Raw genomic sequence first — 15,741 nt, 5'->3', positions numbered from 1 at the left:
GATGCGTACGCCGTACGCGACACGGAGAGGAAATCGATATGACACAGGTGGAGGTCGCGCAGGCGGCGCCGACCGGTTCGCGGCGCGCTTGGCTCGGTCTCGCGGTATTGCTGCTGCCGGTGCTGCTGGTGTCGATGGACATCTCGGTGCTGTTCCTGGCCATGCCCACGCTGACCCTCGATCTCGACCCGTCGGCCGCGCAGCAGCTGTGGATTCTCGACATCTACGGCTTCCTCATCGCGGGCCTGCTGATCACCATGGGCAATCTCGGCGACCGGATCGGGCGGCGCAATATTCTGCTGGCCGGTGCGTCGATCTTCGGTATCGCCTCGATCATGGCGGCCTTCGCGCCGAGTGCCGCGGTGTTGATCATCGCGCGAGCGCTGATGGGTATGGGCGGTGCGACCCTGCTGCCGTCGAGTCTGGCGCTGATCTCCAGTCTGTTCCCGAATGCGCGCGAACGCGCCGCCGCGATCGGTGTGTGGACCGCGTTCTTCGCGGGCGGATCCGCGGTCGGCCCGATCCTCGGTGGCCTGTTACTGCACCACTTCTGGTGGGGCTCGGTATTCCTCATCAATATTCCGGTGCTGCTGATCCTGCTCGCCTTCGGTCCGTTCGTGCTGCCGGAACATCGCGTCGGTGTGGTCGGTCCGCTGGATATTCCGAGTGTGCTGCTGTCGATCGGCGGCATTCTGCCGGTGGTGTACGCCGTGAAACAGATCGCTGCGGAAGGGTTCGATATCGAGCCGCTCGTGATCGGACTCATCGGTGCGGTGCTGCTCGCGACCTTCGTGCGGCGGCAGCGGCAGCTGGTCGAACCGCTGCTGGATCTGCGACTGTTCCGGCGGGCACAGTTCTCGGTCGCCATCGGCTCCAGCCTGGTCGGCATGATGTCGCTGGCCGCGATGAGCTATCTGACCAGCGTCTACCTGCAATCAGTGACCGGCCGTGACCCGCTCGCGGCCGCGCTGCTCGGGATTCCGATGGCGATCGCCGTGTTCGTGTGCTCGATGGGTGGTGCGCGGGTCGGACACAAGCTCGGAGTGCGTCCTACCTTCGTGCTGGCGCTGCTGGCCTCGGCCATCGGCAATCTGATGCTGATCGGGGTCGGCGTGGACGGCGGAATCGCCTGGTACCTTGCGGGATCCACGATTGCGGGCATCGGTTACGGTTTGGCGTTCACCCTGGTGTCGGATGTGGCGGTGTCCTCGGTGCCGCCGGAGCGGGCCGGATCCGCGGTCGGGATCTCCGAGACCAGTTTCGAATTGGGCAATGCGCTCGGTCTCGCACTGCTGGGTTCGGTTGCGGCACTGGTCTTCCGGTCCGGTGGCGACTATGCGGACACGCTCGGTGAGACCATCCAGCATTCGGGTGGCAATTCCGCTCTGATCGATTCCGCACGCGAATCCTTCGTCTCCGGAATGCATGTCGCGACCTCGGTCGGTGCGCTGCTGTTGGTGGTGATGGCGGCGGTCGCCGCATTCGCACCCCGGCGCTGACCGGCGCGCCTCCCCGGATTCGGCCGCGATTCGCGATATAATCAGATGTCATGATTTCGCATGACATCACCTCGATCGAGGGTTTCATCCGCAGCTACGACGAGATCGTCGCGGCATCGGATTTCGCCGCACTGCCAAGCCTTTTCGAACCGGTGATCCTGGTGACCACCCCGACATCGAGTCGCTGTGTGAGCCGGGAGGAGTTCGTGGCCGGCGCCCGTGCGCGGGCCGACCAGTTCGATGCGGGGTCGGCGCCGCGCACTCGGCTGGTCGAGCAAACCACCTTCGAACTGGGTGGACACTGCTGGCTGACCTCGGCCCGGTGGGCGCTGTCGCTCGGCGAACGGTCCCTCGACGTCTACAGCGACTTCCTGGTGCGCCGTGCCGAAGACGGGCTGCGGATCGCGGCCTACCTGCCCCGACAGGATCTGCCCGAGCTCCTGCGTACCTCGGCAAATGATCGCGAATAGGGCAGGCCGGCGCATACAGTCGAGAGGTGAACGACACTCCCGAATCGAGCAATGGCCGCCCGCTCGCCGAGCGAGTGGCGTCCTGGCTGCTGTACCCGACCTCCCGGCCGCGCGAGAAATCCCTGCGCGCGGAGGTCGCGGACCGGACCGTGCTGGTGACCGGCGCGTCGCACGGCATCGGCAAGGCGAGCGCGCGCAAACTGGCCGCGGCCGGCGCGATCGTGCTGCTGGTTGCGCGCTCCGTCGACGCTCTGGAGCAGGTGGCGGCCGAGATCACCGCCGAGGGCGGTACCGCGCTCGTGTACCCGACGGATATGACCGATATGGACGCCGTCGAAAAACTCGGGCGCGATCTACTCGCCGAGCACGGTCATATCGATGTGCTGATCAATAACGCGGGCAAGTCGATTCGCCGTTCGATCGACGAATCCTACGACCGCTTCCACGATTTCACGCGCACCATCGATGTGAACTATCTCGGGCCGGTCCGGCTGCTGCTCACCTTGCTGCCGAGTATGCGCGAACGCAAACAGGGCCATATCGTCAATATCTCCACCTGGGGCGTGCTCATGCCGCCCGCCCCGCGGTGGGCCGCCTACGGTGCTTCCAAATCCGCCTTCGATATCTGGTTGCGCAGTGCCGCAGCGGAAATCGCCGCCGACAAGGTGACGACGACCTCCATCTACATGCCGCTCGTGCACACCAGGATGAGCGCGCCGACCGACTTCAGCCGCGTTCCCGGGCTTACCGTCGACGAAGCCTCCGATCTGGTCTGTCACGCGGTGGCCGCCAAGCCACGCAAGATCGCGCCCTGGTGGTCGCCGGGGGTTCAGGCGTGGTCCGATCTGACCCGAGGACGGGCGCAGCGCTTCATGGAACACGCGTTCCTCGCTGATCGTTATACGCCGCGGGTCCGGCGCGGACGCGGGCCTATCTGATCGAGCAGGTCATTGACCTCGTCCGGGAAACCATTGGTCACCGCCTTCGGCGTCTTGGTCGGGAATCGGCGTGTGACGTGCTCCTCCGCGGCCGATCCCGGCAGGACGTAGACGGGTTCGGCCTTGTTCTGCAGCGGACGCACGACATCGTCGAGGTGGGTTTTGCGATCGTCGAGGTAGGCGCCGATCACATCCTCGCCCGCCGGGCAGACAGCCATGCAGTACCCGGCCTTGTAATTGGGTTTGAACGACAGGCTCTGCCACATCGAGAACGATTCGCCGGTGGTGACGCGCTCGCGGTACTCGGCGGCGCTGTCGCTGTCGGCGACGGTTTCGGCCCAATCGGTGAAGCCGCCCATGAACTCTCGGTAGTTGTGGGTATAGCAGGCCTGGAAATCGAAGCCGCCGTCATTGGTGATCGCGCCGACCGGACAGGCCGATACGCACAGCTTGCATTCCAGACACGGATTGAAATCCAATGCGGCGCTCGGCTCGTCGATCACCGCATCGGTGACCACCGTGCCCAGCAGGATGAAATTGCCGAACTTCGGGTGAATCACGTTGCGGTGGATACCCATAACGCCCAATCCGGCCGCTTCGGCCACCACCTTGTGCGCGATCACCCAGATCCGACCCGGGAACTTGTCGACCTCCATCGGATATCCGGGCGCGGGGTAGACGGCGCGGTACCCGGAATCCTGCAGTGCCCTGGTAATGCGGCGCGACACCTCGTTGGTCTCGTCATCGGCGTGGTTGAATTCGGTATTGGCCAGGCTGCGCATGGTGCTGCGCAGGTTGTCCCGGTTCATCCGGACACAGAAGGTCACGAATGTGCGCGCGGAGGGCAGGATTTCGCGCGCATGCTCGAGTTCGACCGCCACCCTCGGATCGTCGACCGGTACGAAGCCCACATCGTCGGCTCCGGCCGCGAGGCAGAGCTCGCGCAGCCGCGCCGCATTCAACACCGGATCCGGTGTTGTGCGCGGCATTTCGGTCATCCGCTTGACGGTCGGATGCTCCGCCAATCGTCGCTGTCCAGTTGGTTCCTGATCCGACATCGGCCCTCCTCATAACCCTGAGACCGACACGGCCTCAGGAAGATAGACCGCGCCGACCCCCGAAACTCATCGCACTCCGGGCGTGTCGGACGGTAAGCGGTTGGCGGTATCGCGGTTCGGGCGCAACTTGTCGGCCGTCCACGCGACGGCAGCGCCGACACCCGCGCCGAGCAGCCAACCGGCCAGGACATCGGTCGGCCAGTGTGCACCGAGATAAACCATGCACCCGCCGACGAACACCACCGCCACAACGAGTGCGGTGCCCGCCGCGCGGCGCTTACGGGGCGAGCGCCACTCCACCGCCAGGAATATGCCCATCGCCAGGGCCGAAGTAGCCGCAGCATGAGTGGAAGGCATTGCCCAGCTATGGATTTCGGGCCACAAGGTCAGATCTCCAGCCGGCCGCGGCCGCTCGACCACCTGCTTCAACCAATGCGCGATGAAATCGCCCAGCAACAGACTCGCCGCCGCGATACCGCCGACCCGCCAGCTCCGCGTCGCGACCACGGCCAACACCCCGGCCAGCGCGACGATCTCGAGCACCTCGATGCGCATTCCGGCATTGCCGATGCCCTGAATCACCTGCGTCACCGCGTCGGCGCGCCGGACCGAGATGACGCGCATGATGCTCTCATCGAACCCCATCGCGCCCATGTTTCCAGACCCCCAGCGGTGGCAGGAGACATCCCGAGCCCGCTCCGGTCCGAAGATCATGTGTGGCCCGGTCGGGGTGAGGGAGCCCGGCCGTGTCACGCATAGGATCGACGGGTGCACGGATCGGATGCGGGGTTGGCGACATTGTTCGCGTTGGCGGACTCGCGGCTGCCGATCGGGGGACATGTGCATTCCGGCGGTGTGGAAGAGGCGGTGGCGTCCGGCGTGGTGCGCGACGTCGCGACGGTGGAGCTGTATTTGCGGCGGCGGATCCGGACGTCCGGACTGGTGGCGGCCTCATTGGCGGCGGCGGTGTGTGCGGGGAAGTCGACCGCCGAGCGGGCCGAAGCCGAGGCCGATGCGCGGACACCGGCTCCGGCCGCGCGGGCGGCGTCGCGGGCACAGGGGCGTGGTTTGGTGCGGTTGGCGAAACAGGTTTGGCCGGGGGCGGAATGGACGGTTGTCGGTGTGCGGCCGCATCTGTCGACGGCCTTCGGTGTGGTCGGGCAGATCTGCGGTGCGACTCCGGAGCAGGCCGCCGCGGTCGTCGTCTACACGACCATGACCGGCGCGGCGACGGCGGCACAGCGGTTGCTGGCGCTGGATCCCGCCGCTGTCGCCGCCTGCACGATCCGGCTCGGCGAACTCTGCGATCGGACCGCGGCCGCGGCCGCGACCGAACTCGCCGCGCTCTCGGATCCGCTACAGGACGTGCTCGCACAGCGACACGTCGTACGCGATATGCCCCTGTTCGCGTCCTAGGTGCGCAATCGGCAAGGATGAAGGCGGAAAGGAGCACGATATGCCACCCCACCTGATCGACGGCGAACCGCACGATCACTCGCACGACCGGCCCAAGCGCGAGCGCACGCCCGGCGAGGCACTGCGCATCGGTATCGGCGGCCCGGTCGGTTCGGGCAAGACCGCCCTGGTGGCCGCCCTGTGCCGACAGCTGCGTGACGAACTCTCGCTCGCGGTGCTGACCAATGACATCTACACCACCGAGGACGCCGACTTCCTGCGCAAGCACGCGGTGCTGCCGGATGAGCGGATCACCGCCGTGCAGACCGGTGGCTGCCCGCATACCGCCATTCGGGACGACATCACCGCGAATCTCGATGCCATCGACGATCTGATCGCGGCAAATCCGCCACTGGATCTGATCCTGGTCGAATCCGGCGGCGACAACCTCACCGCCACGTTCTCCTCCGGCCTCATCGATGTACAGATCTTCGTCATCGATGTCGCGGGCGGCGACAAGGTGCCGCGCAAGGGTGGTCCCGGCGTGACGTTCTCGGATCTGCTGGTGATCAACAAAACCGATCTGGCCCCGCTGGTCGGTGCCGACCTCGACGTCATGGCACGCGATGCCGCGAAGGTACGCGAGGGCCGCCGCACGGCGATGATCTCGCTGACCGATGATCCGGCCGCCACCGCGGTGCTCGCTTGGGTGCGCGAGCAGCTGCGGGCCATCGCCGAACAGGACAAATCAGTCACCGAATCCGCTGTTGCGCACTGAGGTTCGCATTGTCGCGGCCGTCGGCACGCTGCCCGAGATCCACGCGAGCGGTGGGCTGGCGGCCCGGCGCACCGGACCGGACACCGTCCACCTGATCGGCACCGCGGCCACCCCGCTCGGCGGCGATGAACTCGAACTCGAGATCGTGGTCGGTGCGGGCGCCCGGCTGGTCGTGCGCTCGGTCGCGGCCACCATCGCGCTACCGAGCATGCGCACGCCATTGTCGCTGGCGCACTGGCATTTCGACGTCGCGGGCGAGCTGGATTTCGATCCGGAGCCGACGATCGTGGCGGGCGGCGCGCACCACCACGCGGTGACCGAGGTGCGATTGACCCCCGACGCCCAGCTACGGCTGCGCGAACGCGTACAGATCGGGCGCACCGGCGAAGACGGCGGCGGTTGGCGCGGTGACCTGATCGCCGATATCGGCGCCCTGCCGCTGTTGCGGCATCGACTCGAACTCGGTGCGGGTAGTGCCACCGATGACAATCTCGCCGCACCGAGGGCATTGGACAGCGAACTCGTCTATCCGGACGACCGCCCCGTGGAAACCGACGGCCTGGTCGCGGCCCGCCTCCCGCTCGCTTTGGGCGGGACCCTGTCCACCCGCACGGGACCGCTGCTCGTCAGTACACGATAGCTCCAGATTCGCCGAGCAATGTGTCATCCATCACAGCGGGCTTTTGCCTGGACCGACACGGTGTAGCCATGCGCCGGGCGGGGGAATGAAAAGAGGTGGGAACCCGACAACGTCGTCAGGTTCCCACCCTGGTTCGGCGCTCGATCAGTCACCGACGACCCGCGAGGGCGCGTTGAACGCATTGACCGCGCCGACGGCCGCACCGGCCGCCGCCCCGATCACAGCCGCGGGGGCCGTGATCACGGCCGCGCCGAAGCCCGCCCCGAGCATCGGACCGGCGACCACGCCGACCGGCACGAACGCAAGTCCGAAGACCAGTCCCAGGGCACCGCCGACCAGCGCGGAGGTCGCCGCGACCGGGATCGCCGCCCCGGCTCCCGCCATCGCACCCATCGCGGCGGTGCCGATGGTCTGTCCGGCGATCCGGTCCGAGCGGCTGCGTTCCATGCCGATCGAATCGAGGAATGTCGCCAGATTGGCCTCGGCCATTGCGGAGTTGTCGTTGATCTGGATCGCCTGCTCCTGGTTGATCCAATCCGGCGCGTCGACGGTGACGTCACCGAAGCGGAACTTGCCGGGCGGCGGCGCGATCGGCGGCACCGGCGCCACGGGGCCGGGCGGGTGCAGCACGCCGACGGGCGCGAGGTACTTCTTATCCGGCGCGGGACGCGACCACTGCAGCGAACTCTTGGTGTCGTCCGGGATGTGCAGACCCTCGTACGGCATCGCGTTGGGCGCGTCGGCCGCGGGCCACTGCGGCTTCTGCTCCTGAGTGACCGTATTCGACTGTGCGGGATCGGCATTCGCGGTGCCGGTGCCCACCAGCGCCAGAACGAGTGGTACTGCACCCGCCGCGACCATCGTCCCCATCTTCTGCCGCTGCGGGTTAGGAGCTCTGTGCTTGCCTGTCCCCATGCATCGCCTTTCATCCGGAGAAATGTCATCCCACATTCGGATTCGAGGGACTCTCGGATGGGTGCAAAATTTGCAGGACGGCGATGTTGCTAACGATTAGCTGAGGGCTAGCCTACCTTGCGGTCGGCCGCCTTCTCGGTGCGCGCGGCCTTCCCGTTCTCCGCGGGTGGCGCCCCCAGTGCGGCCGCGAGTTCGTCGGCATCCTGCTGATCGGCCTGCACGGCCTCCACCGCGAGCCGGGCGAAGACCCACTGCTCGGTGGCCGCCATCTGCCCGCGGGTGCGGCCGAGGAAGGTCACGAACCACTGGATGACGGTGATGATCCGGCTGCGGTAGCCGACCAGGTAGTAGAGGTGCAGCGCGAGCCAGGCCAGCCAGGCGATGAATCCGCCGAACTCCAGCTTGCCGACCTGGCAGACGGCGCTGAACCGCGACACCGTCGCCATGCTGCCCTTGTTGAAGTACTTGAACGGCTTGCGGTCCTGCGGCGCTTGGCCTTTTAGTCCGGCCTTGATCTGCTTGGCCGCATAGGTCGCGCCCTGGATCGCGCCCTGTGCCTGACCGGGCACATTCGGCACCGACATCAGGTCGCCGACCACGAAGACATTCGGGTGGCCCTTGATGGTCAGATCGGGTTCGACGATCACGCGTCCGGCGCGGTCGGTCTCGGTGCCGTCGGAGCGTTCGGCGAGCATCTTGCCCAGCGGGCTGGCCTGTACACCGGCCGACCACACCTTGCACGAGGATTCGATCCGGCGCACCGTGCCGTCGGCATCCTTCACCGTGACCCCGTGCGCGTCGACATTGGTGACCATGGCGTTGAGCTGGATCTCCACACCCATCTTCTCTAGCCGCCGCTTGGCCTTACCGCCCAGCTTCGGACCCATCGGGCCCAGCACCGCGCCCGCGCCCTCGACCAGGATCACCCTGGCATCGCGCGGATCGATGTTGTGGAAGGTGCCCTCCAGGGTGCGATCGGCCAGTTCGGCGATCTGACCGGCCAATTCGACACCGGTGGGTCCGGCGCCGATAACGACGAAGGTGAGCAGTCGGTCCCGCACTTCCTGGGTAGTGGCCAGTTCGGCGCCTTCGAATGAGCCAAGGATGCGCGCGCGTAGCTCCAGCGCGTCGTCGATGGTCTTCATGCCGGGGGCGTAGGTGGCGAACTGGTCGTTGCCGAAGTAGGACTGCTGCGCGCCGGTCGCCACGATCAGACTGTCGAAGGAGGTGACGGTGTTCTGGTTGAGCAGCTGCGAGGTGACCGTCTTGTGCTCGAGGTCGATATCGATGACATCGCCGAGCAGCACCTGGGCGTTCTTCTGTTTGCGCAGCACCAGCCGGGTCGCGGGGGCGATCTCACCGACCGACAGGATGCCGGTGGCCACCTGGTAGAGCAGCGGCTGGAACAGGTGGGTCGAGGTCTTGGAGATCAAGGTGACGTCGACGTCGGCATGTTTGAGGTGCTTGGTACCGAACAAGCCGCCGAATCCGGAGCCGATCACCACCACCCGGTGGCGATGGTTCTCCTGGACAGACTGAGTGCTCATCGTCGGTGCTCCTCAAACCTGGGGTGCGGCCCCTCGAACGGTGTTGACCCGACTTACGGTAGTCGGCGCTCTGCCGGCCGTCGCGGCGAGATCCCGGTTGCTGATGTGCCGATTCTTTCGAGCGAACGAATGTGAAAAGAGAATACGATAGATCCTGTCGTTCCAGGGAGGTTTGTCATGGTCGCCGGTGGCCGTGTCGCCCACATCCGCGGCGGGAATGGAAAGCCCAGCGTGCGGCATGAATCCGAGAATGCGTCGCTCATCGACGTCCCGGAAGACCATCTGATCGATCGACTGCTGCGTCGAGTCCCCGAGCGCCCCCATGTGCTGGCCTCACCACCCCGCGGTAGCACCGCGATTGCGGTGACAGGAGATGCCGGACTTCCGTATTTCGGCCGGGGCCTGCACTACTTGCGCTGGGGTCCGGCGGAAATGATGCAGCGGTATCGCCGCTATGGTCCGGTATCGCTGAATTCGTTGCTGGGCCTGGATCGGGTGCTGGTCTCCGGTCCGGAGGCGCTAGATGAGGTGCTCGGTAAGCGGCGTCGCGATTTCGGCCAGGGCTGGGACTACTTCATCGGTCCGTTCTTCCGGCGCGGACTGCTGCTCCTGGAATTCGACGAGCACATGTTCCATCGCCGGATCATGCAGCAGGCCTTCACCAGGGAGCGGCTCGAGGCGCATCTCGCGGCGTTGACGCCGGTGGCGCGGGCCGCCGTCGATCGGTGGGTGCCGCGGACCGACGGCACCGTCCGGCTCTATCCGATGATCAAGGAATTAGCGCTGGAGATCGCGGGCGAGACCTTCATGGGCGTCGATATCGGGATGCAGCGCCGCAAGCTCATCGATGCGTTCATCGACTGCACCCATGCCGGACTATCGGTTATTCGACATCCGGTACCCGGCGGCAATTGGCGTGCCGGGCTGCGCGGACGCAAGGTGCTCGAGCAGTACTTCACCGACATGCTGCCGAGCAAGCGACGGAGCGAGTCGGCGGACTTCTTCTCCGGACTGTGTCATGCGCGCACCGAGGACGGCGCCGAATTCAGCGACGCGGATGTGGTCAACCACATGATCTTCCTGATCATGGCCGCCCACGACACCACGACGACCACCGCCACCGCCGTGGCCTACTACCTCGGAAAGCATCCCGAATGGCAGCGGCGGGTGCGCGCCGAGGTGCACGCGGTCGATGCCGAAATCGGCGGCGCCGCACCGACAATCGCCGATCTGGACCGGATGCGTGAACTGGATCTGGTGATCAAGGAGAGTTTGCGATTGATGCCGCCGGTGCCCGGACTGCCGCGACGGGCGGTGCGCGACACCGAAATTCTCGGGCATTACATTCCGGCGGGTACGCCGATCGATTGCGTGTATACGGTCAATCACTTCCTGCCGGAGCTGTGGACCCGGCCGGAGGTGTTCGATCCGGAACGCTTCGGCGAAGCGCGGCGCGAGGACAAATCGCATCGACTCGCCTGGGTTCCCTTCGGCGCGGGTGCGCACAAGTGCATCGGAATGCACTTCGGGACATTCGAGGTGAAGACGCTCATTGCCGCGCTGGTGCGGGATTACGAATGGGAGCTCCCGGGGGATTACCGAATGCCGTGGGGATTCACGACGATTCCGTTCCCCCGGGATGGTGCGCCCATGTCTTTGCGCCGTGGCGATCGTTTGCGAGTCGCTCGAAAGGATCAGCTCAGCGGCCGCTGAAAAGGAGTTCGGCGACCTTGGTGTCGGTCGCGGCGCCTTCGGTGTAGCCGCCGTCGCTGCCGAGCGAGCTCATGATGGCCAGGGTGTAGCGCTCGCCGGGGCCTGCGAAGCCGACCGAGTTCACCACCCAGCCGCCCTGCTCCTCGGACCAGCCGTTCTTGAGGCCGGGACGCATCGCTGCGCCCGCGCCCCACACGCCCCAGTGCTGGTTGCTGTCGACCGCGCGCATACGGTCGAACAGGTAGTTCCGGTCGTCCGGGTGCATATTGTTGAAGATCGAATCCATCAGCCGATCCAGGTCGGCGGGGGTGCACTTCTGGAACGACCAGTCCGGGAACATCGCGGTATTCGTCGGCTGCGGAACCAGATTCACCATGCCGCTGGCGCGGAAGGCATTGTTGTAGGCCATCCGATCGAGGCCGGCGTACTTGTTCCAGAGGATGTCGGCGGCTTGGTCATTGGAGGTGGCGAGCATCGATTCCATCAGGCCGCGGTCCTCGGGACCGAGACCGATCACGCCCGCACGCGCGCGGTTGAGCAGATCGGCGGCGATCGCCAGTTTGATGGTGGAGGCGGTCCAGACCGAGTTCTCCGCATTCTCGTTCGCGTACACCCCACCGCTGACCCGGTCGCGGACCACATAGCCGGTCACACCGGGCCGATTCTTCAAATACGCGTCGACGGCGGCGATTCGGCTGCTCATATCGCAATCGAAACCAGCGATGCAGCCCTGCGTATGGGCCGGAGGCGCCGCATAGGCCGACGGGATCAGCGCGGTTGTAGTGGGGACCAGGATCGCCGCAGCGGCGAGGACAGAGACGGAGGCGTGACGCACGAGGCAACACGATCGCACATCGGCGGGCCGGACGCACGTCTTGAGCTCTGCGCGACGCTGTGGTAGACGGCGTTGCGTGCTTGTACCGCAGCGTCTTTCGCTCTAGCGGAATGCGGCGTGCAATTCCTCGACGGTGCGACCGTTGAGGCGGTAGCAGTGCGCGAAGGCCTCGGCATGCTGATCCCGCGGCCAGGAGTGTAGGACGACGGTGCGACCAAAGGAGCGCGAGTTGACCAGCTCCCATCTGTCACCGACCCGGCGGACCGTGAATCCGCCTCTCGGCATCAGGGGAATCACCATCGCCATCATGAACGCGAACCAGCCTTTCGTGCAGCTATCCCGTTCCTCCCCGGTTGAGCACTGTTGCACATCGACGCCCGCGATCCGGGGTGACACGACGAAGTAAATCGTTCGCGTGTGGCTTATTTCACTCCCGCGGGAATGGGGCCGGGAGGTTGCGTGCTGGTCGCTGGGCGTATAAACGTGCGGAAGCGCCGAGGCGTGCGGATAGGCGACTTGACGCGCGGTGCGGACATACCGGACCATCCGACGAGAGGGCGCAGATGCCGCTGCACATACATCGTGCCGAGCGCGCCGACGCGTTGGCGGAGGCGTTGGCCGCACTGCTTGCCGAGCCGTTGCCGGACGCCTTCGTGGCCGAGGTGGTCGCGGTGCCGGCGAAGGGTGTCGAGCGGTGGTTGACGCAGCGGCTGTCGACGGTGCTCGGCGTTTCCGGTCGCTCCGACGGTGTTGCCGCGAATATCGAATTCCCGTCTCCCGGTGCGTTGGTCGCCGAAGTATCGGCGGCGGCGAGTGGCGTGCCGGCGGCGGCGGATCCGTGGGCGTCGGAGCAGGTCGTGTGGACATTGCTGCGGGTGATCGATGCGTCGCTGGGCGAACCGTGGAGCGCGGTACTCGCGCGACATCTCGGGGTCGGGGAACCCGCCGGACATCGGGTCGGTCGGCGGTATGCGACCGCCGCGCATCTGGCGGCGCTGTTCGACAGCTACGCGGCGCAGCGGCCAGGTCTCATCAAGGAGTGGGCGGCGGGTTCGGATACTGACGGTGCCGGCCGTGCGGTGCCGGATGATCTGCGGTGGCAACCGGAATTGTGGCGGCGGTTGCGGGCCGAGGTCGGGGTGCCGAGTCCGGCCGAGCGGTTGGACGCGGCCTGTGCGCGGTTGCGGGACGAGCCGGATCTGGTCGATCTGCCCGGGCGTTTGTCGTTGTTCGGGGTGACGCGGTTGCCGAGCGATCAACTCGCGGTGTTATCTGCGCTGGGGGAGGGGCGGGATGTACACCTCTGGCTCGCGCATCCGAGTCCCACGATGTGGACGGAGTTGACTGGACTGGCCCCCGCGGTGGCACGGGCCGATGATGTCAGTGCGACGGTGGTGCGGCATCCGTTGCTCGCGGGGCTCGGCAGGGACGTACGCGAGCTCCAGCAGCGGCTGGTCGGTGCCGTGGATCGGCACCATGCGGCTGTCGCGTCGAATCAGGATGGCCGTCAGGGAGATTCGGGTCCGACACTGTTGACCGCCCTGCAGTCCGGGATTCGCGACGATGTGTGGCCACCCGAACCTGCGAGCTTCGATGACCGCACCGTGCAGGTGCATTCGTGTCATGGGCCGGCCCGACAGGTCGAGGTGTTGCGCGAATGCCTGCTCGGCTTGTTCGCGGCCGATCACACACTGGAACCGCGTGACGTGTTGATCATGTGTCCCGAGGTGGAAGCGTATGCGCCGCTGGTGCGGGCGGCGTTCGGGCAGAAGATGGTGGGATCGGTCGAGTCGGTGGGGGATTCGGCGCATCCCGCGCATCTGCTGCGGGTGCGGCTCGCCGATCGGGGGCGTGGGGTGACCAATCCGATGCTCGCGGTGATCGCGGTATTGCTCGAGCTCGCCGACGGGCGGGTGACGGTCACCCAGGTCCTGGATCTCGCGGCGTCCGAAACCGTCCGTCGCCGTTGCGGTTTCGACGACGACGATATCGAGCGGTTGCGCGAGTGGGCAGCCGAATCCGGTGCGCGGTGGGGTATCGGGCAGCGGCAGCGGCAGGCGTTCGGGCTGGCCGACTTCGCCCAGAACACGCTCAATAGTGCGGTGGACCGCATCCTACTCGGTGTCACCGCGGACGAATCTTCCGAGGACTGGCTGGATCTCGCGCTGCCGCTGGACGATGTGGACAGCAATGATGTGGATCTGGCCGGCCGGTTCGCGGAATTCATCGACCGGCTCGCGGTCTGCCTGCGCGACCTACGCGGACCCCGTCCGGCGCACGAGTGGGCGGCGGTACTCGGCCGGTGCCTCGACCTGCTCACCGATGTGCCCGACAGTCAGGCGTGGGTGCGCACCGAGGCCCGCCGTGAGCTGGCGGCCGCCACCGAGCATGCGGGTGATGTGCCATTGCGGCTGCCGGATGTCGGTCTGCTGCTGTCGAGTCGGCTCGCGGCACGACCGACCAGGGCGAATTTCCGGACCGGCGAGCTGACGGTGTGCACGATGGTGCCGATGCGTTCGGTGCCGCATCGAGTGGTGGTGTTGCTCGGCCTCGACGACGAGATCTTCCCGCGCACCAGCGGCGTGGACGGCGACGACGTGCTCGCACGCAATCCGCTGCTGGGCGAACGGGATGCGCGCAGTGAGGATCGCCAGCTGCTGCTGGATGCGGTGCTCGCGGCCACGGAGCAGCTTCTGATCTTCCACACCGGAGCCGACCCGGTGACCGGTGCGCATCGCCCGCCCGCTATCCCGGTCGCCGAACTGCTCGATGCACTTCGCGCGCATGTCGGCGCGGCCGGTATGGACGCGGTGGTGACCCGACATCCGTTGCAGGGCTTCGACCGTCGCAATTTCGCGGCCGAGCGCCCGTTCAGCTTCGATACCGTCGCCCTCGCCGGCGCGCAAGCCGCTGGACAACCCGCACAGCCGCGTTCCGTATTCCTGCCTGAACCGCTGCCCGCACTCGAACCCGCGGATGTTGCATTGGCCGAGCTGATTTCGTTCGTCGAACATCCGGTGCGGGCTTTCCTGTGGCAGCGCCTCGGGCTGCGCGTTCCCGAACACGAAGACGACATTGCCGACCGGCTGCCCATCGAACTCGACGGCCTCGCGAAATGGGAGCTGGGCGAACGATTGCTGTCCGCGCGGCTCACTGGTGCGGATCCATCGACGCTGCGCGCGGCCGAGTGGCGGCGCGGGACATTGCCGCCGTTCGGTTTCGGTGGTGCGGTGCTCGACGAGGTCGAGTCGACGGTGGACAAGCTGGTGCGGGCGGCGCTGCCGGACTACGAGGGTGCGCCGCGCGCGGTCGATATCGCGGTGGATCTCGGCAATGGCCGTCGGCTCACCGGCACGGTGCCCGAGGTGCGCGGTGAATCCTTGGTCCGCACCACGTTCTCCCGGCTCGCTCCGAAACACCGCATTGCCGCCTGGGTTTCGTTGCTGGCACTGGCTGTCACGGAGGACCGCTCGTGGCGCGCTGTCACCACTGGTCGCGGCCAATTCGGCCGTCCCGCATGGCGTTCCGAAATCGTGGCTCCGGAACCACCTGCCGCGCTGGCGATCCTGCGTGAACTGGTGCGGCTGCGTGATGCCGGTCTGACCGAACCGCTGCCGATCACCCCTTCCGCGAGCGCCGTTTACGCCGAACGTCGCTTCCGCGGCTCGAACGCCGACGAAGCGGTGAGCGCCGCCGAACGCGAATTCAACGGCGGGCCCAACGGTCCCGGGCCGTTCGGTGACCACACCGACCGTCACCTGCGCTACATCTGGGGTTCTGCCCCTCGGCTGGAACACCTCATGGCTGCCCCCGCACCCGCGGGCGAACCCGGGGAAACCACCCGCTTCGGGTCGCTGGCTCGTCGCATGTGGGCACCGCTGTTGGCCGCCGAGAATCAGGGCCAGCCATGAGTTGGCGTACTGGTCGAATGGGACGGCACCTCGTTCGGCGCG

At 66.6% G+C, this 15,741-nt stretch carries 14 protein-coding genes; 8 read left to right on the top strand and 6 right to left on the bottom strand.

Annotated elements, in window-relative coordinates; genetic code table 11:
- Window positions 1–38 precede the first annotated feature (38 nt).
- The 3 genes from ACIBW7_RS17490 to ACIBW7_RS17480 are packed head-to-tail and all read left to right on the top strand — an operon-like array spanning window position 39 to window position 2,907.
- On the top strand, window positions 39–1,499 hold the full coding sequence (locus ACIBW7_RS17490; RefSeq protein WP_397047316.1) for an MFS transporter: 1,461 nt from the start codon (window positions 39–41) through the stop codon (window positions 1,497–1,499).
- A 50-nt stretch (window positions 1,500–1,549) separates the two neighbouring features.
- Complete coding sequence (locus ACIBW7_RS17485; RefSeq protein ID WP_397047314.1) at window positions 1,550–1,969, top strand: hypothetical protein; 420 nt, start codon at window positions 1,550–1,552, stop codon at window positions 1,967–1,969.
- Between the two features lie 26 nt (window positions 1,970–1,995).
- Window positions 1,996–2,907 carry an SDR family NAD(P)-dependent oxidoreductase gene (locus tag ACIBW7_RS17480; protein WP_397047312.1) on the top strand — a complete coding sequence of 304 codons (912 nt, stop codon included), beginning with the start codon at window positions 1,996–1,998 and terminating at the stop codon, window positions 2,905–2,907.
- Here ACIBW7_RS17480 and ACIBW7_RS17475 read toward each other — a convergent pair.
- Window positions 2,868–3,965 carry a 4Fe-4S binding protein gene (locus ACIBW7_RS17475; protein ID WP_397047310.1) on the bottom strand — a complete coding sequence of 366 codons (1,098 nt, stop codon included), beginning with the start codon at window positions 3,963–3,965 and terminating at the stop codon, window positions 2,868–2,870. The two genes, ACIBW7_RS17480 and ACIBW7_RS17475, sit on opposite strands and share 40 nt — an antisense overlap.
- 66 nt (window positions 3,966–4,031) lie before the next feature.
- Window positions 4,032–4,610, bottom strand: coding sequence for a phosphatase PAP2 family protein (locus ACIBW7_RS17470; RefSeq protein ID WP_397047308.1), 579 nt, complete (start codon window positions 4,608–4,610; stop codon window positions 4,032–4,034).
- Window positions 4,611–4,733: 123 nt separating this feature from the next.
- Between ACIBW7_RS17470 and ACIBW7_RS17465 the strand changes: the two genes are divergently transcribed.
- Genes ACIBW7_RS17465 through ACIBW7_RS17455 form a run of 3 tightly spaced genes read left to right on the top strand, consistent with a single transcriptional unit; the run spans window position 4,734 to window position 6,778 of the window.
- On the top strand, window positions 4,734–5,381 hold the full coding sequence (locus ACIBW7_RS17465) for an urease accessory protein UreF (protein WP_397047306.1): 648 nt from the start codon (window positions 4,734–4,736) through the stop codon (window positions 5,379–5,381).
- A 40-nt stretch (window positions 5,382–5,421) separates the two neighbouring features.
- Entirely contained in the window at window positions 5,422–6,138 is a 717-nt protein-coding gene (ureG, locus tag ACIBW7_RS17460) for an urease accessory protein UreG (protein WP_397047305.1), read from the top strand.
- Complete coding sequence (locus tag ACIBW7_RS17455) at window positions 6,128–6,778, top strand: urease accessory protein UreD (RefSeq protein WP_397047303.1); 651 nt, start codon at window positions 6,128–6,130, stop codon at window positions 6,776–6,778. Before ureG ends, ACIBW7_RS17455 begins: the two co-directional genes overlap by 11 nt.
- A gap of 144 nt (window positions 6,779–6,922) precedes the next feature.
- On the opposite strand, the gene ACIBW7_RS17450 is transcribed toward ACIBW7_RS17455, so the two are convergent.
- Window positions 6,923–7,693, bottom strand: a complete 771-nt coding sequence (locus ACIBW7_RS17450) for a hypothetical protein (RefSeq protein WP_397047301.1) — start codon at window positions 7,691–7,693, stop codon at window positions 6,923–6,925.
- Window positions 7,694–7,800: 107 nt separating this feature from the next.
- The gene (locus ACIBW7_RS17445; protein ID WP_397047299.1) at window positions 7,801–9,240 is read right to left on the bottom strand and encodes an NAD(P)/FAD-dependent oxidoreductase; all 1,440 of its coding nucleotides are present in this window, start codon (window positions 9,238–9,240) and stop codon (window positions 7,801–7,803) included.
- Between the two features lie 231 nt (window positions 9,241–9,471).
- On the opposite strand from ACIBW7_RS17445, the gene ACIBW7_RS17440 reads away from it, so the two are divergent.
- Window positions 9,472–10,953, top strand: a complete 1,482-nt coding sequence (locus ACIBW7_RS17440; protein ID WP_397047297.1) for a cytochrome P450 — start codon at window positions 9,472–9,474, stop codon at window positions 10,951–10,953.
- Here ACIBW7_RS17440 and ACIBW7_RS17435 read toward each other — a convergent pair.
- Both ACIBW7_RS17435 and ACIBW7_RS17430 read right to left on the bottom strand, forming a co-directional pair.
- A complete protein-coding gene (locus ACIBW7_RS17435; protein WP_397047295.1) occupies window positions 10,940–11,656 on the bottom strand; it encodes a tat pathway signal sequence in 717 nt (238 codons plus the stop codon). The two genes, ACIBW7_RS17440 and ACIBW7_RS17435, sit on opposite strands and share 14 nt — an antisense overlap.
- A gap of 234 nt (window positions 11,657–11,890) precedes the next feature.
- Window positions 11,891–12,088, bottom strand: a complete 198-nt coding sequence (locus ACIBW7_RS17430; protein ID WP_397047293.1) for a hypothetical protein — start codon at window positions 12,086–12,088, stop codon at window positions 11,891–11,893.
- A 263-nt stretch (window positions 12,089–12,351) separates the two neighbouring features.
- On the opposite strand from ACIBW7_RS17430, the gene recC reads away from it, so the two are divergent.
- The gene (gene recC, locus ACIBW7_RS17425; protein ID WP_397047291.1) at window positions 12,352–15,699 is read left to right on the top strand and encodes an exodeoxyribonuclease V subunit gamma; all 3,348 of its coding nucleotides are present in this window, start codon (window positions 12,352–12,354) and stop codon (window positions 15,697–15,699) included.
- Window positions 15,700–15,741 lie beyond the last annotated feature (42 nt).

This window comes from Nocardia sp. NPDC049526, assembly GCF_044465765.1.
Lineage (GTDB): Bacteria > Actinomycetota > Actinomycetes > Mycobacteriales > Mycobacteriaceae > Nocardia.
Note: the sequence above shows the minus strand (reverse complement) of the source record. Positions and strands in the feature narration are given on the sequence as shown.

Bases quoted from the DNA above. Each gene is read 5' to 3' on its own strand.
- ACIBW7_RS17470 (WP_397047308.1), bottom strand. From the start codon at position 4,610: ATGGGGTTCGATGAGAGCATCATGCGCGTCATCTCGGTCCGGCGCGCC.
- ACIBW7_RS17445 (WP_397047299.1), bottom strand. From the start codon at position 9,240: ATGAGCACTCAGTCTGTCCAGGAGAACCATCGCCACCGGGTGGTGGTG.
- recC (WP_397047291.1), top strand. From the start codon at position 12,352: ATGCCGCTGCACATACATCGTGCCGAGCGCGCCGACGCGTTGGCGGAG.
- ACIBW7_RS17490 (WP_397047316.1), top strand. From the start codon at position 39: ATGACACAGGTGGAGGTCGCGCAGGCGGCGCCGACCGGTTCGCGGCGC.
- ureG (WP_397047305.1), top strand. From the start codon at position 5,422: ATGCCACCCCACCTGATCGACGGCGAACCGCACGATCACTCGCACGAC.
- ACIBW7_RS17435 (WP_397047295.1), bottom strand. From the start codon at position 11,656: ATGAGCAGCCGAATCGCCGCCGTCGACGCGTATTTGAAGAATCGGCCC.
- ACIBW7_RS17475 (WP_397047310.1), bottom strand. From the start codon at position 3,965: ATGTCGGATCAGGAACCAACTGGACAGCGACGATTGGCGGAGCATCCG.
- ACIBW7_RS17450 (WP_397047301.1), bottom strand. From the start codon at position 7,693: ATGGGGACAGGCAAGCACAGAGCTCCTAACCCGCAGCGGCAGAAGATG.
- ACIBW7_RS17430 (WP_397047293.1), bottom strand. From the start codon at position 12,088: ATGGTGATTCCCCTGATGCCGAGAGGCGGATTCACGGTCCGCCGGGTC.
- ACIBW7_RS17485 (WP_397047314.1), top strand. From the start codon at position 1,550: ATGATTTCGCATGACATCACCTCGATCGAGGGTTTCATCCGCAGCTAC.